Genomic DNA, 21,322 nt, shown 5'->3' with positions numbered 1-21,322 from the left:
AGGGGTTTGGGCTATGCGGGCAGATGCAAAGGTCTTGTTGGATCGGTTGGGGAAAAGCGATTTTCGCTATCGCGAATTCGTCGACCGCTTCGCCGATCTGGAAAGCTGGCCGATCTTCGAGGCGCTGCTCAAGGACCCGCGCATCATGCCGCAGGACGATGCCTCGGCCATCGCGGCGACCATGCCCGGTGACAGCGGCCGCCTGCCGGCGCCCCGTGCCCAGGCGCGCCCCGAGATCCGCCCTGAAGCTCGTGCCGAAGCCCGCCCCGAACAAGCCCCGGTGGCCGCTGCGATGACGCCAGCTGAGCGTGTTGCCGAGCCTGTGGCCGCCCCGGTGGCGGTTGCCCCATCCGATCCCGTGCCGCTGCCGACCAAGCCTGCCGCCACGCCCAGCCTGTTTGGCCGCTATGGCCGCCCCGATCGCGCCCAGAACATCCGCTCGCTGCTGCAGCGCCTGTCCGATGCGGTCGAAGGGGGAGACGCCTGATGGCCCTGATCCTGTTCCACAGCCCGCGCGGCGGCACTGGCAACTCGTTCCTGGCGGCTACCACCGCGATCGCCCTGTCGCGCGCCGGGCACGATGTCACCGCGCTCGATCTGGCGCAGAGCGGCACGCTGCAGCTGCACTTCGGGATCGGCCCGGGTGAAGCGCTGCCCCCCCTCGATGCCCCGGCCGAGGATACGGCCAGCGCATCGGTTCAGGGTGTGGCGCTGCGCAGCGCGGCTGCCCTGGCCCGCCAGCCGGATTTTGCCGAAGCGCTCGCCAAGGGCGAGATCGGCTTTGGCGGCGAGCAGTTGTTCGTGGCCGACATTTCCAGCGCCGATCGCCACTTGCGCGATCTGCTGCTGCCCTATGCCGTGCTGGAAATCTGCCCGCTGACGGCGACCGCCGAATGCCTGATGATGCTGCCGGCGGTCAACGATACCGGTCTGGCCAAGACCCGCTTCGTGATGAGCATGGTGGAAGACACCCGCCGCTTTGCCCGCCATTCGGTGGGCTTCCTGCGCGAACTGCTGGGCGATCGCCTGCTCGGCCAGGTGCGCCGTGACGAGGCCGTGATCGAGGCCGGCGCCATGCTTCAGCCGCTTGGCCGCTATGCCCCGCACAGCGCAGCCCTGGCCGATACTATCGCGCTGGGCGAATGCGTGGCCGAACTGATTGCCGAAATCCTGGAAGATGAGGGCGGCACCGACCTGCCCGAAGACGATGCCGCCGCACCCGCTGGCCAGACCGGAAAGAACCGCGCCGCATGATCGCCTTGTTCCGCAATCCCGCAAACCTCCTGCGGCTGGGCACGTTCGTCCTGCTGGCGCTGACCGCGCTGGTGGTGATCGGCGTGCCGCTTGATCTCAAGCAGCAGTGGATGCTGGCTGGCGGAACGATCGTGGGCATGATGGCGCTGTCGCGCTGGAAATCGCGCAAGGGTTCGCTGGCGATCGGCATCCTCGCGATCATCACGTCCACCCGCTATATCTTCTGGCGCACCACGCAGACGCTCTCGTTCGGCACGCCGCTCGAATTCCTGTTCGGCACCGGACTTTATCTGGCCGAACTTTATGCGTGGGTGCTGCTGATCCTGGGTTTCCTGCAGACCACCTGGCCGCTGGAGCGCCCGGTTGCGGAAATCGAGGGCGAGCCCGACACCTGGCCGACGGTGGACGTCTATGTCCCCACCTATAACGAGAGCCTGGATATCGTGCGCAACACCGTGTTCGCCGCGATGGACATGGATTACCCGCACGACCGCTTCAACGTCTATATCCTGGACGACGGCCGGCGCCCCGAATTCCGCGCCTTTGCCCGCGAGGCCGGCTGTGGCTACATCACGCGCGACAACAACCTGCACGCCAAGGCGGGCAATCTCAACGCGGCGATGAAGAAGACCGAGGGCGAACTGATCGCGATCTTCGATTGCGACCACGTGCCCACGCGCGCTTTCCTGCAGCTGACCGTGGCCTATTTCCAGAAGGAGCGGAAGCTGGCGCTGATGCAGACGCCGCACTTCTTCTATTCGCCCGATCCGGTGCAGCGCAACCTGGCCACGGCCAAGCACATGCCGGGCGAAGGCGATCTGTTCTATGGCCCGGTGCAGGGCGGCAACGACCTGTGGAACGCCACGTTCTTCTGCGGCAGCTGCGCGGTGATCCGCCGCGAGGCGCTGATGGAAACCAACGGCTTTGCCGGCGAAACGGTGACCGAAGACGCGCACACCGCCTTGAAGCTGCAGCGCACCGGCTGGTCCACCGCTTATATCAGCGCGCGCCTTTCGGCGGGCCTCGCCACCGAGCGCCTGGTGCTGCACATCGGCCAGCGCATCCGCTGGGCACGCGGGATGACGCAGATCCTGCGCATCGAAAACCCGCTGCTTGGCCCCGGCCTCAAGTGGCAGCAGCGCCTGTGCTATCTCAATGCGATGCTGCACTTCCAGTTTCCGCTGCCGCGCATCTGCTTCCTGACCAGCCCGCTCGCCTACCTGATCTTTGGCCAGAACATCATCGCCGCGTCGGCCTCGCTGATCTTTGCCTATGCCGCGCCGCACCTGTTCTGCTCGCAGGTCACTTCGGAACGCTCGCAGGCCGGCGAACGCCGCCCGTTCTGGGGCGAGGTCTATGAAACGATCCTGGCCTTCCACCTGGTAGCGCCCACGGTGATGACCTGGTTCAACCCGCGCAAGGGCAAGTTCAACGTGACCGACAAGGGCGACCTGCTCGATCGCACGTTCTTCGACTGGGCCATCGTCAAGCCGCACATGATCTGCATGGCCACGATCGTGTTCGGCATCCTGCTGGCGATCGGCAAGCGCGTTTTCTTCCAGCACCTGTTCAACGTGCAGCTCGATACCCTGGCGCTCAACGTCGCCTGGGCCACCTTCAGCCTGATCATCCTGACCGCTGCCGTGTCGGTGGCGCGCGAAACCCGGCAGGCCCGCCAGACCATCCGCGTAACTGCCGAACTGCCTGTCGCTGTTCACTTTTCCTCGGGCCATGTGGTGGATGGCACCACGATCGACATCTCGATGGGCGGGGCCGCGATCGAACTGCCGCCCGAACTGCCGGTGGGCGATGCCACGGTGACCGATATCGTCCTGGCGATGGGCGATGATCGCCTGGCCGTGCCGGTGGAAACGGTGCGCCGCACGCGTGGCCGTGCGTTTGTCCGCTATCAGCCGCTTGACACACTGGGCCAGCGTAGGCTTGTTCGTGCCGTTATGGGACGGGCGGACGCCTGGCAGCGTTCCGCGCCGCCAGAGATTGTGCCTGGCTTGCGTTCGCTGAGGGATATTCTGGTGGTCGATGGCTTGACGATCAAGCGCCTGCTCTTGCTCAATCGTGCCGAACGCAAGGCCGCCAAGGAAGAGCAGCGCCGTCTTGCCGAAGCGGCCAAGCTGGCGCGCGCGGCCGAGGAAAAGGCCAAGGCCGATGCCAAGCTGGCCGAAGGGCAGGGCAAGCGCAAGAAGCGCGCCAGCCTGGCTGCTGCCGCCGCGATGCTCCTGGCCATGCCGCTGGTCGGCACGCTGCTGGCCCCGCAGCAGGCCCAGGCCGCCACGGCGCCGGCCGGCGCTGCGCCTGCCGCTGCCGCCTCGGGCGGCGGCGTTTCGCGTGAACGGCTGACCCTCAAGGACCTGCGCATCAAGAACGCCGTGCGGCTCCAGGGCACGCGCGGCGAAATCTCCATTCCGTTCGGCGTGCGCAAGAACCAGGTGGTGACCGATGCGTCGATCACCCTGCAACTGGCCTGGTCGCCGGCAATGCTGGGCGATCTGTCGCAGCTGGTCGTGCTGGTGAACGGCGAAGTGGTGCAGACCGTGCCGCTGCGCCCGCAGGATTCGGGCGGCCAGGTACTGACCCTGCCGATCAACCCGGCGCTGTTCCTGCCCGGTGACAACCAGCTGAACCTGCGCCTGATCGGGCACTATGCCCGCGATTGCGAAGACCCGTTCAATTCGGTACTCTGGGCCAATGTCAGCAACACGCGCTCGTGGCTGGACCTGACCACCCAGGCCCTGCCCAACGTGCCCGATCTGTCGCACCTGCCCGGGCCGTTTTTCGATCGTGCGCTCAACACCACGCTCAAGATGCCGTTCGTGTTTGCCGGCCAACCCCACAAGGGTGAGCTTGAGGCCTCCGCCGCCATGGCCGGCTGGCTCGGTTCGATGGCCAGCTATCGCGGATTCTCGTTCCAGCCACTCTTTGGGCAGATGCCCATGGGCAACGCGATCGCCTTCCTCAAATCGGGGCAGAGCCTGCCCGGTCTCAACATGACGGTCAGCGGCCCTTCGGCCGCCGTCGTGCGCAATCCGCGCGATCCTTATGGCACCGTGCTGGTGATCATGGGACGTGACGATGGCGAACTGCGCCTGGCGGCGGCTGCGGTCTCGTCGGGCCGCGGCGTGTTTGGCGGGGCGCGGATGAATTTCGATGGCGCCCGCGTGCCCAGCTATCCGCGCTATGGCGCGCCGCGCTGGATCACCACCGATCACGCCGTCAAGCTGGGCGAGATCATGGAGCCCTATGCGCTCCAGGGCATGGGCCTGCCGCCGGGCCCGCTGACGGCACGCTTTCGCGTGGCGCCGGACTTGTTCTTCTGGCCGCGCCAGGGCGGCACGCTCAACCTCATCTATCGCTATCCGCTGGCCAAGTGGATGGATCGCAAGGCCTCGCGCCTCGATATCTCGATCAACAGCCAGTTCCTCAAGACCCTGCCGCTGGCCGGCAGCTGGTGGAGCGACTGGTTCGGATCGAAGGGCGCCAACAGCTTTGACGGTTCGGCCAGTCTGACCCTGCCGCGCTACAACCTGTTCGGCCAGAACGACCTGGTTTTCGATTACAACCTGATCCTGGCCGACAAGCAGAAGTGCACCGGCACGCTGCCTGATAATGTGCGCGTGGCGGTCGATCCGGCCTCGACCATCGATCTAAGCCACGCCTATCACGCGCTGGAAATGCCTGACCTCGCCACATTCGCGGGCGCGGGCTATCCCTTCACGATTCGCCCTGACCTGGGCGAAACCACCGTGCTGATGAGCCGCAATCCCACGCCGGCCTCGGTTCAGGCGTTCCTCAACCTGATGGGCCGGTTTGGTGACAGCACCGGGATCGCCCCCACCGGGGTGACCGTGGCCGATGGCGTCGATCCCGATCGGCTGTCGAGCCAGGATATCCTGGTGATCGGCAGCTCGGCGATCGCCGGGGCTGGCCAGGTCTTTGCCAATGCGCCGCTGCATTGGGACGGGCACGGGCTGAAAGTGGCTGAAAAAAAGCCCCCTGCAATATGTTTCCGCGCTGTTTTCCGATCGTGGCCTCACCAACGAGGCCGATGTCGAGCCGATGATCCACGCTGCGCGCGGGTTTGCCGGCATCGTCAGCTTCCAGTCTCCCTATGCGTCGGATCGCACGGTGGTGGCGCTGGTGGCCGATGACGCTGCCGATCTGCCCCCGCTGGTCGATGGCATGGCCGATTCCAAGATCAACGCCCAGATCCAGGGTGACCTGTCGGTCGCCACGGGCGATGGCATGTCCAGCTTTGCCATCGGGTCCACCTATTGGGTCGGCAGCCTGCCGATCTGGATGAAGGTGGCGTTCTGGTTCAGCCAACGCCCCTTGCTCATGGCGTTCGGCACGCTCATTCTGGCATTGGGGCTCACTGGCCCAGCTTACGCCTATTTCCGCCGCCAGGCTCGCCTGCGTCTGGGTGCAAAGGATGAATGAGATGTCCGCGCCGCTGCCCTCTTCCCGTGCTGCTGTTGCCATCCTGCTGGCCTCGGGTGCCTCGCTGGCCTTGCCCCAGGTGGCATTTGCCGATGTGCCCGGGGTAAAGGCCCTGATTGCACAGGGGCTCTACTGGAAGGGCAAGGGGCGCCAGGATCTGGCGGATCAGGCCCTGCGCCGCGCGCTGGCGCTTGATCCCGGCAATGTCGAGGCGCGCCGCGCTCTGGCCGGGGGTGGAGCGCCCGCCGCTGCACCCAAGGCGCAGCCTGCCAAGCAGCCCGCAGCCAAGCCGGCCCCGCGCCCGACGGTGGCGCGGGCTGCGCCGCGCCCGCAGCCGCGCCCGGCCGAGCGTGTGGCGGAAAAGGCGCCGCCACCTGCGGCCAACCCGCGCCAGCGCGCCGCCGACAATGCCGGCAAGCAGCGCATGGCCGGGTTCGATGCACTGGATGACAACAACCTGGATGCGGCCGCCAGCCGTTTCCAGAAGGCGCTGGGCGTCAACCGCAACGATGGCGATGCGCTGGGTGGCCTGGGCATCGTGCGCCTGCGTCAAAGCCGCTTTGCCGAAGCGCGCGATCTGTTGGAACAGGCCTCGCGCCAGCCCAATCCCGGCCGCTGGGCCGAGGCACTGTCTGCCGCGCGGTTCTATGCCGGCATGGACGAGGCGCGCAATCTTCTCGCGCGCGGCCAGACCGACCAGGCACAGGCTGCGGCCGAGGCGCTGGTGCGCTCTGGCTTTGCCCAGCCGGGACCGGCGCTCGAACTGCTCGCCGATATCTATGAACGCCAGGGCCGCTATGCCGACGCGGCCGATTTCTATCGCCAGGCCGGCGAGGTGAGTGGCGCGCAGACTGACCAGCGCCTGCAGAGCCGCGCCGCGCGTGGCCGCGCGCTGGCCGCCGTGGCCCGCGGCGATGACGTGACCGCCGAACAGGAATTCCAGGGCGGCCTGATGCTCGACCAGAGCGATCCGTGGATTCGCTATGAATTTGCCCGCTTCCTGATCCGCCATGGCCGCAGCGTCGAAGCCGAATCGCTGATCAACACGCTGACCCAGTCGGGCGATCCTGATTCGCTTTACGCCGCCGCGCTGATCGATTCCGATCTGGGCCGCCATGCTGCCGCCGAATCGCTGATCGATCGCATTCCCGAAACCCAGCGCACCCCGGCGATGCGCAACTTTGCCCTGGGGGTGAAGACCGACAGCGCGATCGAGCGGGCCAAGGCCATGGCCGCCGGCGGCCAGCGCGAGCAGGCCGTGGCGGCGCTGCGCCAGCTGGGCGCGATCAAGACGCTGCCCGCCGCACGCCGCGCCGCGATTGCCAGCGCGCTCTATGACCTGGGCGATGGCGTGGGCGCCGGGCAATATGCCCAGGCGGCGATGAGCGGCGATATCGCCGATCTCGACGGCTATGACGCGGTGGTGCGCGTGTTGGCCAAGACCGGTCGCGACGACCTGGCCCGTGCGGCCCTGCAAAAGGCGGCGGCGCTGGGCAATACTTCGCCCGAAGGCCAGCGCACGCTGGCGCGCATGTCGGCCGGGCTGGCAGTGGGCCAGGCCGATCGCCTGCGCCTCAATGGCCAGTTTGCCCAGGCGTTTGACGTGCTGCGCGGCGCCTGGGGCGCGGCACCCGACAACCTGGAAATCATGGCGGCGCTGGCCCGGCTCTATCAATCGGGCGGCATGGCCGCGCGCGCGGCGCAGACCTTTCAGATCGTGCTGACGCGTGACGGGCGCAACCGCGATGCCCTGCTCGGCCTGGCGCAGACCGCCCAGGCCGCCGGCGACAAGGAACTGTCGCAAAGCGCGGCTAATCGCGCGTTGCAGGCCTTCCCGCAGGATTACCAGGTGCGCATGACCCTGGCCCAGGTGGCCCAGGCGCGCGGTGATCGCAGCGCCGCGGTGCGCCTGCTCAAGGAAGCGCGCGCGCTCTATTCGCGGCAAAGCGGCAGCAATGGCATCGATGCCTTTGGCGGCAATCCTTTTGCCGCCGATCCGATGGGCGTGGGCACGGGCAATCCGTTCCGCGATCAGCCGGCGATGCAGGCCCAGCCGCAGATCAATCCCTTTGCCCTGGGCAGCGGCACGCGCCTGCCCAGCGCGCAGATGGTGCCGATGAACAACGGCTTCGGCGCGCCCCCGGCCTATGCCGCACCCGCCAGCTATGCTGCGCCATCCTATGGCAACACGCCCGCCTATGCCACGCCGGTGGCGCAGAACGGTGGCTCGGTCATGGATGGTGCGGGTGGTGGTTATGCCACACCGGCCGCCCAGAATTCCTATCAGGCCCAGAATTCCTATCCGGCCCAGAACACCTATCCGTCGCAACCGGCCTATCCGGCGCAGGGCACCTATGGCGCGCTGCCCAGCCCGGCCTTTGGCGGGCAGGGCTTTGGCACGGCGCCCGCGCCTGCCGGCTCCTCGCCATTCGGCGATGCCGCAGCGCCCTTGGCGGCAGGTGGCCCGGTCGATCCGGTCATGGCCAAGATCTCGGGCGATATCGCCTCGCTCACGCGTGAAAGCGGGCCGCGGGTGGATCTTGGCACCTCGTATCGCGAGCGCAAGGGCGAGACCGGGCTTTCGCAATTGAGCGACCTGCGCGGCTCTGCCGAGATTTCCACCGGGCTTGCCGGTGGCCGCGTGCATGCCCGCGCCGAAGCGGTGGTGCTCGATTCCGGCCGACCGGCCGGATCGGGCCTGGCGCGCTTTGGCACCAATGCCACGATCGAGGCGCAGGCCATCGTCGCGCAGAAAGCCTCTGCCCTGGTCCAGGCCGATACCCAGCACCGCTCGGGCGTGGGGCTGAGCGTGGGCTATGATAGCAGCGTGGTCCATGCCGATGTCGGCACGACACCGCTGGGCATGGGCAAGACGCAGGTCTCGTTCCATGCTGGCGTCACGCCGGGCCTGGGCAATGGCGTGCAGGCGCAGGCCTGGGTGGAACGCCGCCCGGTGACCGACAGCGTGATCGCCTATGCCGGCACGCGCGATCCGGTCACGGGGCAGACCTGGGGCCATGTCATGCGGCTGGGCGGCGGGGCCGGGCTGTCGGTCGATCGCAATGGCAGCGGCGCCTATGGCACCGTGGCCTACAACCGCTACAACGGCATCAACGTGCGCAAGAACCACGGCGTCGAAGCCAATGTTGGCGGCTACCTGCGGGTCTATCGCACCGAGCATTCGTCGCTCACCAGCGGGATCAACGTCAACTACCAGTCGTACGACAACCCGCAGAACTACTTTACCTATGGCCACGGCGGCTATTTCAGCCCGCAAAGCTTCCTCTCGGTCAGCTTTCCGGTGCGCTATGCCCTGGACAAGGACCAGCTGGCCGTGCGTGCCGCGGTCACCCCAGGCTATCAGAGCTATAACCAGAAAGACGCCGCGCTCTATCCCACCAACGATCCGCTGCAGGCCCAGCTCAACGCGCTCAAGGCCCAGGATAGCGACGTGCGCGCGCGGTATGACAGCCTCAGCAAGACCGGCTTCGCGCTCTCGGCCGAAGGATCGGTCTATTACCAGATCAGCCCGTCGACCCGCATCGGGGGCGAGGCCAGTTACAATACCTTTGGCAGCTATGACGAGCTTCGCTCGACCATCGGCATCCGCCAGAGTTTGGGAGCGACCAAATAATGTTTGAGGACCCGAAGACACCGCGCGTGTCCAGCGCGTTCCGAGCTTCGCCACCGGCCGGTGCCAGCTTTCTGGTGGCCATGATCGCGCGCGAGCTGTCGAGCGCGGCGACCGAAGAGCAGAGCCATGGCTTCTATGCCGCGGTGGGCAAGCGGATCGCCGCGGTGGTGCCGCTCGATGACGTGGAAGACCTCGGCACGATGACCACGCGCATCAATGCGCTGTGGGCCACGCTGGGCTGGGGCAGCGCCGTGGTGACGGTGGAAGACAGCGCCATCGTGGTGCGCCAGGACGGCCTCTATCCCGAAACCGAGGCCGAGATCGCCGAGCCGTGGAAAGCACTGCTGCCGCCCTTGATGGAGGGCACCTATGATACCTGGTTCCGCATGATGGGCAGCAGCATTGCCCTGACGACCACGGCCGAATGGAAGGGACATACGCTTGCAATCAGACATGGCCGCTGATCGGATGAAGCGCCCGGCCGGCGCCGGGCAGAGTGAAGGAATTGATCGGCGTGGGTTCGGGTTCGGGTTGCTGGTGGCACTGACCGCCGCCTGCGCCCCGGGGCGACAGAGCAAGGCCATGGCCAGCAACGGCGATTGGGAAACGTTCAAGGCCCGCTTTCTCGATCCCTCGGGCCGGATCGTCGATCCGCAGAACGGCGGGATCAGCCATAGCGAGGGGCAGAGCTATGGCCTGGTCCTGGCCCTGGAGGCCGGCGACCGCGCCACGTTCGAGCTGATCGCGGACTGGACCAACGACAACCTGCTGCGCAGCGACGTGGCGCTGCATGCGTGGCGGTACGATCCGTCAAATCCTGACCACGTGCCCGATCGCAACAATGCCGCCGATGGCGATATCATGATCGCCTGGGCGTTGCAGCGCGCCGGGCAGCGCTGGGGCGTGGGGGAATGGCGCACGCGCTCTGCCGCGATCCGCGCCGCCATCCGCCAGCGCCTGGTGGTGGACCGCTTTGGCATGAAGCTGCTGTTGCCCGGACTGGAAGGCTTCCAGGCCAACGGGCGTGTCATCGTCAATCCATCCTATTTCATCTGGCCTGCCTTCACGAGCTTTGCCGAATGGGACGGGCCGGGCGTGTGGCAGGCGCTGGCCGATGATGCCACGGCGATCGTGTCGCAGGCGCGCTTTGGCCAATATGGCCTGCCAGCCGACTGGGTGGAGGTGGCCGGCCCGGGCCGCTTTGCCCCGGCCCCCGGCCACGATCCGCGCTTTGGCTTTGACGCGATCCGCGTGCCGCTGTTCGCGCTTGCCGGCCATCGCGCCAGCCTGGTCCAGCCGGTAGCCAATTTCTGGCGGCAGTGCCTGGCACAGGGGCAGCCGATCCCGGCGTGGATCGATCTCAATACCGGGGAGCGCGCCTCGTTCGCCGTGTCGAACGGCGGCGCGGCGATTGCCAGCAAGCTGATCGGCACGCGCCCGCCGCTGGGCCTGGCACCGGAATACTTTGGCGCGGCGCTGCAGATGCTGGTGGGCGCGCTGACCTGAACCAGGCGGCATTGGGGGCTGGCCTGGCCGCCCCCACCCTGGTTTGCCAGAACATGGTTTGCCCGAACGTGGTTTCCAGGGGCCCAAGCAACCCACCGAAACAAACGCGGATGGGCTTGCCAACCACGCCGCGCACGCCCACTTTGCGGCAAATGACCGAAGAAGAAATCAACAACCAGCTCGTCAATCGTAAGTTCTACAAGGCCGAGCAGGAAGCCGGGTTCGCGCAAAGCCACCCCAAGACCACCCCCCAGCAGCAGGACCCGGCCTATCGCCTCGCGTTTGGCGATACCGACTTCCTGTTGCGCGAGGAACTGCGCCCGGTGCGCTTTCAGCTGGAACTGCTCAAGGCAGAAATGCTGCTGGAAGAGGCCGATATCGGCTCTACCCTGGTGATCTACGGCTCCGCCCGCATTCCCGCGCCCGAAGCGGTCGATGCCGCGCTGGCGACGGCCACCACGCCCGAACGCAAGGCCGTGGTCGAGCGGCTGGCCAGCAAGGCCAAGTATTATGAAGAGGCGCGCAAGCTGGCGCGCTATGCCTCCACCTGCGGCGTCGTGGAAGAAGGCAAGCGCCAGTTCGTGGTCTGCTCGGGCGGGGGGCCGTCGATCATGGAAGCGGCCAACCGCGGCGCGGTGGACGTGGGCGCGGATTCGATCGGCCTCAACATTGTGCTGCCGCACGAACAGGCGCCCAACCCCTATGTGACGCCGCACCTCTCGTTCCAGTTCCACTATTTCGCGCTGCGCAAGATGCACTTCCTGATGCGTGCGCGCGCCGTGGCGGTGTTCCCCGGCGGCTTTGGCACGTTCGATGAATTCTTCGAACTGCTTACCCTCATCCAGACCGGCAAGATGAAGCCGATTCCCGTGCTGCTGTTCGGGGCGGATTACTGGAACAAGGTGATCAACTTCCGCGCCATTGCCGAGGAAGGCGTGATCAACTTCGAGGATCTCGACCTGTTCAAGCCGGTGGAAACCGCCGAGGAAGCCTGGAACGAGATCGTCAAGTTCTACGACCTCGACTGCGGTTGCGAGTAACCTAAATCCGCACCGCGTGATGGCCCATCGGGCCGTGCCCGGCACCAAGGCCGGGTGCGGCCAGCAGCGCCGCGCGGACAAAGGCGCGGGCGCGGTCCACCGCCTGTTCGAGGCTGGCCCCGCGCCCCAGTTCGGTGGCGATCGCGCTCGACAGGGTGCAGCCCGTGCCGTGGCTGTGGCGCGTGGCAATGCGCGGCGCTTGCCACAGGCGCGGCGGCTGGCCGGGAATGACCAGGCGGTCTTCCACCATGGGCCCATCGGCATCGCCGCCCTTGGCGAGATAGGCGATGCCCCGCGCGGCCATGGCGGCGTCACCGCCCAGCGCGGCCAGTTCCGGCACGTTGGGCGTGGTGAGTGTGGCGAGCGCCATCAGGCGTTCGAACGCGGCGATCGTGGCCGCGTCGGCCAGCGCCGCCCCGCTGGTGGCGATCATCACCGGATCGAACACCACCGGCACGCCCAGCCCTTCCAGCCGATCGGCCACCACTGCGGCAATTTGCGGCGATCCGAGCATACCGATCTTCACCGCGTCCACGCCGATATCGCTGGCGCAGGCATCGATCTGCGCGGCGACCATCGCGGGCGTGCTCGCGGCCACGGCGCTGACGCCCAGCGTGTTCTGCGCGGTCAGCGCGCAGATCGCCGTCATGGCAAAGCCACCCAGCATGGTGATGGTCTTGATATCGGCCTGGATGCCGGCGCCGCCGCCGGAATCCGAACCAGCGATGGACAGGATGCGCGGGGGTGGGCTGATCATCGCGGGTCTTTCACGCAAACAGGAACAGGACGGCCACGACCGTCATCGCCACGGTGGCCAGCCAGCCCACGGCCGCCAGCCGGCGCGAGATGACCAGGTGACCCATGGCGCGCGGATTGCGGGCGATCAGCATCGTCACCACCATCAGCGGCGGGGCGAGCAAGCCATTGATCACTGCCGTCCAATAGAGCGCGCGCATCGGGTTGATGCCGATGACGTTGATGACCAGGCCCGCGAACGTGGCCAGCGCGATGGCAATGTAAAAGGCGCGCGCCTCGCGCGGGGCGCGATCGAGCCCTTCGTTCCAGCGCAAGGCCTCGCTCAGCGCATAAGCGGCAGAGCCGGCCAGCACCGGCACCGCCAGCAGCCCGGTGCCGATGATGCCCAGCGCAAACAGTGCAAAGGCCAGATCGCCGGCGAACGGCCGCAGCGCCATCGCCGCCTGATCGGCCGAGGTGATGTCGGTAATGCCATGGGCGTGGAGCGTGGCGGCGGTCGCCACGATGATGGCGAGCGCGGTCACGTTGGAAAAGCCCATGCCCACCAGCGTATCGGCGCGGATGCGACGCAATTCCGGTGCTGCCCGGCGCGGGGCATCGTGCAGCGGCCGCGCCTGGCGGCGGCGCAATTCCTCCACCTCTTGCCCGGCCTGCCAGAAAAACAGGTAGGGGCTGATCGTGGTGCCCAGCAGGGCCACCAGGCCCGACAGGAACGCATGGTCAAGCTGCACTGTGGGCACGACCACGTGATAGAGCGCGTCACCCCAATCCATCGGCGTGACGATCAGCACCGCGATATAGGCAAACAGCGACAGCGTGGTCCATTTGAGCCAGCCGGCATAGCGGGCATAGGGCACGAACACTTCGGCCAGCACGCTGATCACGGCAAAGCCGAGGGTATAGAGCGGCAGCGGCCCCGGCAGCAGCAGGTGCAGCGCGGCGGCCATCGCGCCCAGGTCTGCCCCCAGGTTGATCACGTTGGCCACCACCAGCAGGCAGATCACGCCCGGCAGCAGCCAGCGCGGATAGTGGCGCCGCACGTTGTCGGCAATGCCGCGCCCGGTGGTGGCGCCGATGCGCGCGCAAATTTCCTGGATTGCGGCCATCAGCGGATAGCTGAACAGCATGGTCCAGGTCAGCGTGTGGCCAAACTGCGCGCCAACCTGGCTATAGGTGCCGATGCCGCTGGGATCGTCATCGGCCGCGCCAGTGATCAGGCCAGGGCCCAACGAGGCCATCAGCGACTTGGCCGGGGCATCCGGTTCTGGCGGCACAGTCATGCGTGGCGGCGTTCAGGCAGTGGGGGCGGTGATGGCGTCAAGCACACGGGCCTCGATCTCTTCACGCGGCAGGCCGGGGGGAATGGTTTCGCCAATGACATAGCGAATGGTGCCGCGTCGCTTCCACACGCGGTGATACAGGGCGCCGCTATGCACCGCCACCGGAACCACCGGTAGTGACAACAACTTGTATATCCCGGCAAAACCCGATTGCAGCGGATAGCGTTGCCCCACCGGCACACGCGTGCCTTCGGGAAAGATTACCAGCGGCCGCCCTTCGGCCAGGCGGGCACGGGCATGGGTCAGCATGGCACGCAGCGTCTTGGCGCCGGCTTCACGCTCCACCCCGATCAGGCCATAGGCCCAGCCAGCGCGGCCCCACACGGGAATGCGCATCAGCTCGATCTTGGCAAAGATGCAGGGGCGGTGCAGCACTTGCGGCAGGTCGATCGCCTCGAAAAAGCTTTCATGGCGCAGGGCATAGAACACGCCTTCCTGCGGCGGCGTGCCCACCACTTCCACGCGGATGCCCAGCACATGGCGCACAAGCGCGCGGTGCACGCCGGTCCACGCCTGGACCATGGCAAAGACGCCGCGCGGCGCCACGATCAGCACGACCGCCAGCACCAGCAGCAGCAGCACGGTAAAGCCATAGAACACGGCATAGAACACCAGGCTGCGCACGATTTCGGCAAGGGTAGGGGAACGGTCTTCCACGGCGCTTGTCACCATCCTGCCAGCCACGCCACCATGCGGGCCAGCAGCTTGTTGTATTCCAGGAACAGGATCTTGAGGCTGGGCCGCGAGGGCACGGCATCGCGCACGATGACCAGGCCCTTGGGCGCCACGACCCACAGATCGAACGTGGCGCGGCGCATGTGCCAGTCGGTGGTGACCAGGCGCACCGAATGGATCTTGTGCCGGGCGATCCAGGCGGCGGCCTCGTGCGCGTTGGAGCGGGTATCGACCGAATCAAAACCCAGGGTGATGCAGCAATCGAGCCGTGCGGGATCGACCTTGTATTCGGCGGCAAATTCGGCCGGCCGCACCTGGCGATCGACACCACTGACCAGCAGGGTCTGCGCCTTGCCGGCCTGGAGCATGGCCAAGGCACGCGGAATGCGGCCGCCGCCACCGGTCAGCACCACGATGCCATCGGTGCGCGTGCCATCGGGCGCCGGCTGCGGCAGGAACCAGGCAAACCACAGGAAACCCAGCACCCACAGCAGGATCAGCGCCGAACCGATGCGGCGAAACAGGCCCGGCGGCTTTCTCATGCCCGGGGCTTTCTCACGATCGTGCGGCGCGTGCCGGCGTGCGGTGTGGTCATGGGTGGGGGCTGCTGCATAGCTTGGGCGTTATGGGGGGCAATATGGGGACGGTCACGCGATCATACCATGCGCCGCAAGGCGGCAAGAACGGTAAGTCGGGCTGTCAGCATCACCAGCAGCACGCCGGCGATGGGAATACCGGCAAGGGCGACCCAATCGGTCCAGGCGAGCGAGCCTTGCGCCACCATGCCCGAACCCAGCGCGGCAAACTGGCGCGCCAGGCCCAGCACGGTAACCACGCCGGCAAGCAGGCCGACCACGCCGCCCATCGCTGCGTCCGTCGCCATGGAGCGCTGGAACACGCGCGCGATCTGCACATCGGTGGCGCCCAGCATATGGACGATCTCGATCGTTTCGCGATGGGTGCCCAGCGCATTGCGCGACGCCAGCAGCACGGCGGAAACCGTGGCAAAGGCGAACAGCGCGATCAGGCCGCCGGCCGCCCATTGCAAGGCACCAATGGCGCGGAACACCGGTGCCAGCCAGCTTGACTGCGCATCGATCCGCGCCGCCGGGGCCGTGGCGGCCAAGGCCTTGCGCAGCAGATCGAGCCGCGCCGGCGTGGCCGTGCCGGCCAGGCGCACGTCGATCAGTGCCGGGATCGGCAGATCGTCCAGATCGTCGCCCGCACGGGTGCCCAGCCAGGGTTCGACCAAGGCATCGAGCTGGTCCTGCGGCACGGCCGTGGCACTGATCACGCCGGGAGCGTGGCGCAGCACCGCCAGCGCCGCATCGGCCTGGCGCTGGCGCTGGGCGGGCGCGGCCGAGACGATCTGCACCGTCACCCCGCCTTCCAGATCGGCGCTGGCCGCCTGCGCGGCATGGCGCAGCGCCAGCGCGCTGGCCGCGGCCACCACGGTCAGCGCGATCATGATCGCGATCACCCACGGCATCGGGCCCGACAGGCGCGCCTCGGGCAGCAGGCGGGATTCGCCTTCGCCACCCAGGGCGCGCAGCGTGCGGGGCAGGGCGCTGGCCAAACGCTTCATGAGGTATGCCGTTTCATGGCAGGCCGCCATCGCCCATCGGGCCATCGCCATTTCCGCCGGTGTCGACCGGACGGCGCGGGGGATAGCGCAGCGCGCCGGTGGGGTCGGCCAGCTTGCCCTTGTCCAGCCGCATGATCAGCGAATCGGGCACCTTGCGGATCAGGTGCAGGTCGTGCGTCGCGACCACCACAGTGGTGCCCAGGCGGTTGAGGCTTTCGAACAGGCGCAGCAGCTTGATCGCCATCTCCGGGTCGACGTTGCCGGTCGGCTCGTCGGCCACCAGGATATCGGGACGGGCGATGACGGCGCGGGCGATCGCCACGCGCTGCTGTTCTCCGCCCGAAAGCGTGGCGGGGCGCGCCTGGAACCGGTCGCCCAGCCCGACCCATTCGAGCATGTCGGACACCGGCTTGGCGATGTCCTTTTCGCTTTGCCCGGCGACGCGCAGCGGCAGGGCCACGTTGTCCCACGCCGAAAGGTGCGGGACCAGGCGGAAATCCTGGAACACCACGCCGATGCGGCGGCGAAAGCCGGGCAGGCGTTCGCGCGGCAGGGTGATGGCATCGGTGCCGAACATGCGGATCAACCCGCGCGAGGGGCGCTGCGCCAGATACAGCAGCTTGAGCAGGCTGGTCTTGCCCGCGCCGCTGGCGCCGGTGAGAAAGTAGAAGCAGCCGGGATAGAGCGTGAACGAGACATCGGCCAGCACTTCGCGGCCGGCGCCATACCGCAGCCCGACATTGTCGAACTGGACAATCTCGGCGGCGGCTTGGTTCATGGCAGAAAGATCGGGCCCCGTTCGCGTGTTTGGTCGTGCGCCATGCCCGCCTACCATGTCGGCGCGGGGGCCGTTTGGCAATGTCCCGCATGGGCGGTTTGGTGCGTCGCGCGATGGCAAGGGCGCCTATACGCGTCAATGCATGTGGAAAAAAGGGCGCATGGGCGATTTGCCCCCTTGCACCCTATTGTTTCAGCCCCTCTCGGCATGCTTAGACCGTTTTATGATAATCGCCTGTCCCGCCTGTGCGACGCGCTATGTCGTCCCCGACAGTGCGATCGGCGTGGACGGCCGTACCGTGCGCTGTGCCAAGTGCCGGCACAGCTGGTTCCAGGCCGGCCCCGAACTCCCGCCGCGCCCGTCGGAGCAAGCCACGCCGCCTGAAACTGCCGCTTCCGAACCGGCGCCAACTCCCCCGCTGGCTCCCGCGCCACCGCCCGCCGCGCCAGTGCAACCGGCGCCGCCAGTCGCGGTAGAGGAGCAAGCGCCCCCGGCGCCCGCCCCACGGGCAGAGCCGCCCCGCGCGCAGGCCCCCACGGCCGAATACGTCTCGCCGGTATCGAGCTTCGAACACCAGCCCCCGTTCCGCCCGCGCCGCAACCCGGCGCGGCTGTGGACGGCCGCGGGCATTACCTTTGCTCTGGCCGTGGCGGCGATGATCGGCCTGGTTTCGTGGCTGGGCCTGCCCGATTGGTTGCCGGTCAACCGGCCCACATTCGGCAACGGCCGCCCCGATCTGGTGCTTTCGTTCCCGCCCGCGCGGCAGGACCGCCGCACCTTGAGCAACGGCACGGCCTATTTCGGCGCGAGCGGCACCGTCACCAACGTGGGCAAGGACCTGCGCGAAGTGCCGCCGATCCTGATCGTGCTGCGCGACGCGCAGAACCGCATCGTCTATACCTGGGACGTCGCCCCGCCCAAGGACAAGCTGCGCCCGGGCGAAAGCGTGACGATCAACGAAGCGGTGACCGACGTTCCCAAGAGCGCGCGCTCGGCCGAAATTGGCTGGAAACCGGAATAGGCATGCAGGCCCCGGCCGCACGCCGGGGCAGCAACGACCGGCTGGGGATAAAAAAGTGCAACCGCCCTGTTGCAGCCCCCCCAAACCCCTGCTAGGGGCGCGCTCCTACCCCGACGGGATGTGCCCTTGGCCAACCCGGATGCGATATGCGGTCGTGGCGGAATTGGTAGACGCGCAACGTTGAGGTCGTTGTGGGCGAAAGCCCGTGGAAGTTCGAGTCTTCTCGACCGCACCAGCACCCCTCCCAGGGCTGCTCAAGAAATCGCCAAATGGCTGAAAACAGCCATTTCTTGCCTCACCGCAACCCATCGTGTATCCTCCCAGCGCACGCAAAACGGGGGACCAGACGGGGGACTGAAACCACCCCTTTTCTCCCCGCTGAGGAAAGGATCGGTGAAGCAGCACATCCTCTCGCACATCGCCGCGCGCAATGCGCCACCCGGCCGCTATGGTGACGGTGCGGGCCTGTGGCTGCACAAGCGTGAACGAGCCCGGGGCAAGTGGGTGCTGCGCTATTTCCTCAAGGGCCGCCGCCGCGAAATGGGCCTGGGGCCCTGGCCCGATGTTTCCATCGCCGATGCCAGAGCCGCCGCTGCCGAGGCCCGCGCCACCTTGCGCGCCGGGCAGTGTCCGATCGAAGCCCGCCGCCAGCAGAACCGGGTAATCGCGCGCCTGACGGTCGCCCAGGCGATCGCCAGCTGTTTCGAAGCGCGCAAGGTCCAGCTCAAAGGCGATGGTGCGGCCGGGCGCTGGCTGTCCCCGCTCAACGTCCATGTCATTCCCAAGATCGGGGATCGCGCGATCGAGGACGTCGACCAGCACGCCTTGCGCGACCTGCTGGCGCCGATCTGGCACACCAAGCCAGAAGCGGCGGCCAAGGCGCTCAATCGTCTCAGCCTCACCTTTACCCACGCGGCCGCGCTCGGGCTCGCCGTCGATCTCCAGGCCTGTCTCAAGGCGCGTGCGCTGCTGGGCAAGCAGCGCCACGAGACCGAGCATATTCCCGCCCTGCCTTATGCCGATGCACCCAAGTTCTATCAGTGGCTGGGCACGCTCGACACGACGGCCTCACGGGCACTGCGCTTCCTGATGCTGACTCTGGCCCGCACCAGCGAAGTGCGGCTCGCCACCAGCGATGAAATCGAGGGTGAGGTCTGGAGCCTCTCGGCCAAGCGCACCAAGACCAACGAGAGCCGCCGCATTCCCCTAGTGGCCGAGGCGCAGGCGCTGGTGGCGGGTCAATCCGGCCACCTGTTTGCGGCCTATCGCGGCAAGCCGCTGTCCGACATGGCGATGACCGCGCTGATGGATCGCGCTGGACTGAGCGCGCGGCCGCACGGGTTTCGCAGCACGTTTCGGACATGGGCCGAGGAATGCACCAAGGCGGATTTCGAGACCAAGGAAGCCTGTCTTGGTCACGCGGTCGATGTTGGCGTTGTCGGTGCCTACCAGCGCAGCGACCGGCTCGCCAAGCGGCGCAAGCTGCTGGAGGCCTGGCACAAGCACCTGACGCGGCCGATTGTGGCGGACGGAGCCTCTGGCGCCGCTAGATCCGCGCGCCGCCGAGCTGCTCCAGCCAACGCAGGTGAAGGTTCCTGAGCGCGGTGCGGCGAGGATAGCCAGGATCATCTTCGTCGTGCAGGTGCGCAATCACTTCGAACGTGAAGGCTGCGCTGCCATGCGCATTCCACGCTTCCTGCAGTGCGCGGTGCGGATTGGCGCCCTGGCGCAGTGTGAACCACAGGCGGTTCTCGATGGTCGAAAGGTCCGGGGCGCTGCCGATCCACACTTCATCGCTTGCCGCGCAGCGGATGGCGTAGATGCCTGCCGCGATCTTGCGCTCCTTGTAGGCCGCGACGGCCGCCTTGCGCGTGGTCTCTGTCATGTCCTGCCTTTCGTGCTGCGCGCGTCCTGTACGACCGCTGGGCCGCGCATGCAATTATATCCGGGTATATTGTACAATAAATTTATCCGGCTATAAAAGGCCCATGACGAATGAACTCTCCTTGCAGTGCACCGCGTTTGCTGGCCCGCGCAAACTGGCCCAAGGTGCGCTGATCGATGTGGCGTTGGCCGTGAAGGCCGCAGAAACCCGGGACATGGACGCTGTGCTCGTGTTCGACAATGCCACTGGACGCGTGCTCGATCTCGACTTGCGCGGCACCACGGCAGAGATCGTCGCGCGGCTGGCCCGGCCGGGCGGCAGTGAGACAGAGCCGGCGCGCGGGCGTGGGCGGCCCAAGCTCGGGGTCGTGCCGCGCGAGGTGACGCTGTTGCCGCGTCATTGGGAATGGCTGGCGCAGCAGCCCGGTGGTGCCTCGGGCGCGCTGCGCCGGCTGGTCGACGAAGCACGGCGGGCTGATCAGGGGCGAACCGAGCGCAAGGGCGCGCAGCAGCGTGCTTACACGTTCCTGTCCGCCCTGGCAGGGGATCTGCCCGGCTACGAAGAGGCGATCCGCGCGCTGTTTGCCGATGATGGCGACGCGTTCGCGGCCAGGATGGCGGCTTGGCCGCAGGACATTCGCGAGTACGCGCTGATGCTGGCCAGCGGGCAGGCCGCGGCATGATGCGCAGCGGCCTGCGCAAGCAGCGCCTCGCGGCCTTCATTCAAGCGGTCTGGGACGAAGGGCGGGTGGATGCGGCCGACGACTACATCGCCGAAGTCTATGTCATCCACCACGATCCCGGCGATCCGTGGCACGGCCAGACGCTCGATCGCGCTGGGTTCAAGGACCGTGTCCGGCAATCGCGCGCCGCTTTTCCAGATCAGCGCTTTGTCACCCAGGGCCTGTTTGCCGATGGCGACAGCGTGGTGATGACCTGGCTGTGGCGCGGCACGCATGCGGCCGATCTGCCGGGCTATCCGGCCACGGGCCAGACGATCCACATGTCTGGTGCGACGGTCTATGCGTTTGACGCGGACGATCGCCTGACTGGCCATTGGCAGATCACCGATCGGCTTGGCGTCTACCAGCAATTGCAACGCGGGCGTCAGGAAGCGTTGCCTGCCTCATAGAACATGGGATTGCACATCCATTCGCGGATGGCGGATTCGCGCCAGCCAGTGCAGCGCGTAGCGATGCGCACCTGCTTGGGAAAAGTACCCGCCTGGATCTTCCGGTAGAGAGTGGCGCGGGTCAGGCCGGTGCGGTCGAGGACGGCATGGAGGCGCAGGATGCGGTCCGGGGCTGTTCGGTCATGGCTTTGTCTTTCTGTGCTGCGGTTGGTTGTCTTGCTCCTTTGCTGTGAGATTTGCCGGTCTGAGGTCGGCGTAAAGA

The 21,322-nt window shown here is 67.1% G+C and carries 18 protein-coding genes, 1 tRNA gene and 1 pseudogene; 12 read left to right on the top strand and 8 right to left on the bottom strand.

The window, feature by feature from the left end; all coding sequences use genetic code 11:
• Positions 1-13: 13 nt before the first annotated feature.
• The 7 genes and pseudogenes from SCA01S_RS20575 (at position 14) to SCA01S_RS20545 (ending at position 11,889) form a co-directional block, all read left to right on the top strand.
• Positions 14-487, top strand: coding sequence for a hypothetical protein (locus SCA01S_RS20575; RefSeq protein WP_062788628.1), 474 nt, complete (start codon positions 14-16; stop codon positions 485-487).
• Entirely contained in the window at positions 487-1,254 is a 768-nt protein-coding gene (locus tag SCA01S_RS20570; protein WP_062788626.1) for a cellulose synthase operon protein YhjQ/BcsQ, read from the top strand. Before SCA01S_RS20575 ends, SCA01S_RS20570 begins: the two co-directional genes overlap by 1 nt.
• Positions 1,251-5,709: pseudogene (gene bcsA / locus SCA01S_RS20565) on the top strand (UDP-forming cellulose synthase catalytic subunit). Before SCA01S_RS20570 ends, bcsA begins: the two are co-directional and overlap by 4 nt.
• A gap of 1 nt (position 5,710) precedes the next feature.
• On the top strand, positions 5,711-9,343 hold the full coding sequence (locus tag SCA01S_RS20560) for a cellulose biosynthesis protein BcsC (protein ID WP_157089077.1): 3,633 nt from the start codon (positions 5,711-5,713) through the stop codon (positions 9,341-9,343).
• Positions 9,343-9,807, top strand: coding sequence for a cellulose biosynthesis protein BcsD (bcsD, locus tag SCA01S_RS20555; RefSeq protein WP_022674485.1), 465 nt, complete (start codon positions 9,343-9,345; stop codon positions 9,805-9,807). The genes SCA01S_RS20560 and bcsD overlap by 1 nt, the downstream gene beginning before the upstream one ends.
• Positions 9,797-10,849: a family 8 glycosyl hydrolase gene (locus tag SCA01S_RS20550; protein WP_022674484.1), complete on the top strand. Its 1,053-nt coding sequence runs from the start codon at positions 9,797-9,799 to the stop codon at positions 10,847-10,849. Before bcsD ends, SCA01S_RS20550 begins: the two co-directional genes overlap by 11 nt.
• A 152-nt stretch (positions 10,850-11,001) precedes the next feature.
• Positions 11,002-11,889 (top strand): LOG family protein, encoded by an 888-nt coding sequence (locus SCA01S_RS20545; protein WP_022674483.1) that lies wholly within the window; start codon positions 11,002-11,004, stop codon positions 11,887-11,889.
• Between the two features lies 1 nt (position 11,890).
• On the opposite strand, the gene thiD is transcribed toward SCA01S_RS20545, so the two are convergent.
• The 6 genes from thiD to ftsE form a co-directional block, all read right to left on the bottom strand.
• Complete coding sequence (gene thiD, locus SCA01S_RS20540) at positions 11,891-12,646, bottom strand: bifunctional hydroxymethylpyrimidine kinase/phosphomethylpyrimidine kinase (RefSeq protein WP_062788622.1); 756 nt, start codon at positions 12,644-12,646, stop codon at positions 11,891-11,893.
• Between the two features lie 10 nt (positions 12,647-12,656).
• A complete protein-coding gene (locus SCA01S_RS20535) occupies positions 12,657-13,925 on the bottom strand; it encodes an NRAMP family divalent metal transporter (RefSeq protein WP_062788621.1) in 1,269 nt (422 codons plus the stop codon).
• Positions 13,926-13,937: 12 nt separating this feature from the next.
• Positions 13,938-14,642: a lysophospholipid acyltransferase family protein gene (locus tag SCA01S_RS20530; protein WP_245652847.1), complete on the bottom strand. Its 705-nt coding sequence runs from the start codon at positions 14,640-14,642 to the stop codon at positions 13,938-13,940.
• Between the two features lie 8 nt (positions 14,643-14,650).
• Positions 14,651-15,202 (bottom strand): YdcF family protein, encoded by a 552-nt coding sequence (locus tag SCA01S_RS20525; protein ID WP_062788618.1) that lies wholly within the window; start codon positions 15,200-15,202, stop codon positions 14,651-14,653.
• A 113-nt stretch (positions 15,203-15,315) separates the two neighbouring features.
• Entirely contained in the window at positions 15,316-16,245 is a 930-nt protein-coding gene (locus tag SCA01S_RS20520) for a cell division protein FtsX (protein WP_062788638.1), read from the bottom strand.
• A gap of 13 nt (positions 16,246-16,258) precedes the next feature.
• Positions 16,259-17,023: a cell division ATP-binding protein FtsE gene (ftsE, locus tag SCA01S_RS20515; protein ID WP_022675169.1), complete on the bottom strand. Its 765-nt coding sequence runs from the start codon at positions 17,021-17,023 to the stop codon at positions 16,259-16,261.
• Between the two features lie 223 nt (positions 17,024-17,246).
• Here ftsE and SCA01S_RS20510 point away from each other — a divergent pair, with 223 nt between their 5' ends.
• From SCA01S_RS20510 to SCA01S_RS20500, 3 genes are all read left to right on the top strand, one after another.
• Entirely contained in the window at positions 17,247-18,044 is a 798-nt protein-coding gene (locus tag SCA01S_RS20510) for an MJ0042-type zinc finger domain-containing protein (RefSeq protein ID WP_062788616.1), read from the top strand.
• A gap of 148 nt (positions 18,045-18,192) precedes the next feature.
• Positions 18,193-18,279, top strand: a tRNA-Leu gene (locus tag SCA01S_RS20505).
• Between the two features lie 158 nt (positions 18,280-18,437).
• Positions 18,438-19,643, top strand: coding sequence for a tyrosine-type recombinase/integrase (locus SCA01S_RS20500; RefSeq protein ID WP_062788615.1), 1,206 nt, complete (start codon positions 18,438-18,440; stop codon positions 19,641-19,643).
• Here SCA01S_RS20500 and SCA01S_RS20495 read toward each other — a convergent pair.
• Entirely contained in the window at positions 19,591-19,929 is a 339-nt protein-coding gene (locus tag SCA01S_RS20495; RefSeq protein WP_062788614.1) for a GIY-YIG nuclease family protein, read from the bottom strand. The two genes, SCA01S_RS20500 and SCA01S_RS20495, sit on opposite strands and share 53 nt — an antisense overlap.
• 103 nt (positions 19,930-20,032) lie before the next feature.
• Between SCA01S_RS20495 and SCA01S_RS20490 the strand changes: the two genes are divergently transcribed.
• Together SCA01S_RS20490 and SCA01S_RS20485 are read left to right on the top strand one after the other, a co-directional pair.
• Positions 20,033-20,611, top strand: coding sequence for a DUF2239 family protein (locus SCA01S_RS20490; RefSeq protein WP_062788612.1), 579 nt, complete (start codon positions 20,033-20,035; stop codon positions 20,609-20,611).
• A complete protein-coding gene (locus SCA01S_RS20485) occupies positions 20,608-21,060 on the top strand; it encodes an ester cyclase (RefSeq protein ID WP_062788611.1) in 453 nt (150 codons plus the stop codon). Before SCA01S_RS20490 ends, SCA01S_RS20485 begins: the two co-directional genes overlap by 4 nt.
• Here the strand turns inward: SCA01S_RS20485 and SCA01S_RS20480 are convergent.
• Positions 21,036-21,221 (bottom strand): helix-turn-helix transcriptional regulator, encoded by a 186-nt coding sequence (locus tag SCA01S_RS20480; RefSeq protein ID WP_233251162.1) that lies wholly within the window; start codon positions 21,219-21,221, stop codon positions 21,036-21,038. The two genes, SCA01S_RS20485 and SCA01S_RS20480, sit on opposite strands and share 25 nt — an antisense overlap.
• Positions 21,222-21,322: the final 101 nt, after the last annotated feature.

The sequence above is a fragment of the Novosphingobium capsulatum NBRC 12533 genome (assembly GCF_001598375.1).
In the GTDB taxonomy this organism is placed as follows: domain Bacteria; phylum Pseudomonadota; class Alphaproteobacteria; order Sphingomonadales; family Sphingomonadaceae; genus Novosphingobium; species Novosphingobium capsulatum.
The sequence above is the reverse complement of the archived record's forward strand: the minus strand, read 5'-3'. Positions and strand labels throughout refer to the sequence as shown.

What these genes read in the sequence shown, in the direction of transcription:
- SCA01S_RS20575 (WP_062788628.1), top strand. Translation starts at nt 14, where the DNA reads ATGCGGGCAGATGCAAAGGTCTTGTTGGATCGGTTGGGGAAAAGCGAT.
- SCA01S_RS20570 (WP_062788626.1), top strand. Translation starts at nt 487, where the DNA reads ATGGCCCTGATCCTGTTCCACAGCCCGCGCGGCGGCACTGGCAACTCG.
- SCA01S_RS20560 (WP_157089077.1), top strand. Translation starts at nt 5,711, where the DNA reads ATGTCCGCGCCGCTGCCCTCTTCCCGTGCTGCTGTTGCCATCCTGCTG.
- bcsD (WP_022674485.1), top strand. Translation starts at nt 9,343, where the DNA reads ATGTTTGAGGACCCGAAGACACCGCGCGTGTCCAGCGCGTTCCGAGCT.
- SCA01S_RS20550 (WP_022674484.1), top strand. Translation starts at nt 9,797, where the DNA reads ATGGCCGCTGATCGGATGAAGCGCCCGGCCGGCGCCGGGCAGAGTGAA.
- SCA01S_RS20545 (WP_022674483.1), top strand. Translation starts at nt 11,002, where the DNA reads ATGACCGAAGAAGAAATCAACAACCAGCTCGTCAATCGTAAGTTCTAC.
- thiD (WP_062788622.1), bottom strand. Translation starts at nt 12,646, where the DNA reads ATGATCAGCCCACCCCCGCGCATCCTGTCCATCGCTGGTTCGGATTCC.
- SCA01S_RS20535 (WP_062788621.1), bottom strand. Translation starts at nt 13,925, where the DNA reads ATGACTGTGCCGCCAGAACCGGATGCCCCGGCCAAGTCGCTGATGGCC.
- SCA01S_RS20525 (WP_062788618.1), bottom strand. Translation starts at nt 15,202, where the DNA reads ATGAGAAAGCCGCCGGGCCTGTTTCGCCGCATCGGTTCGGCGCTGATC.
- SCA01S_RS20520 (WP_062788638.1), bottom strand. Translation starts at nt 16,245, where the DNA reads ATGAAGCGTTTGGCCAGCGCCCTGCCCCGCACGCTGCGCGCCCTGGGT.
- ftsE (WP_022675169.1), bottom strand. Translation starts at nt 17,023, where the DNA reads ATGAACCAAGCCGCCGCCGAGATTGTCCAGTTCGACAATGTCGGGCTG.
- SCA01S_RS20510 (WP_062788616.1), top strand. Translation starts at nt 17,247, where the DNA reads ATGATAATCGCCTGTCCCGCCTGTGCGACGCGCTATGTCGTCCCCGAC.
- SCA01S_RS20495 (WP_062788614.1), bottom strand. Translation starts at nt 19,929, where the DNA reads ATGACAGAGACCACGCGCAAGGCGGCCGTCGCGGCCTACAAGGAGCGC.
- SCA01S_RS20490 (WP_062788612.1), top strand. Translation starts at nt 20,033, where the DNA reads ATGACGAATGAACTCTCCTTGCAGTGCACCGCGTTTGCTGGCCCGCGC.
- SCA01S_RS20485 (WP_062788611.1), top strand. Translation starts at nt 20,608, where the DNA reads ATGATGCGCAGCGGCCTGCGCAAGCAGCGCCTCGCGGCCTTCATTCAA.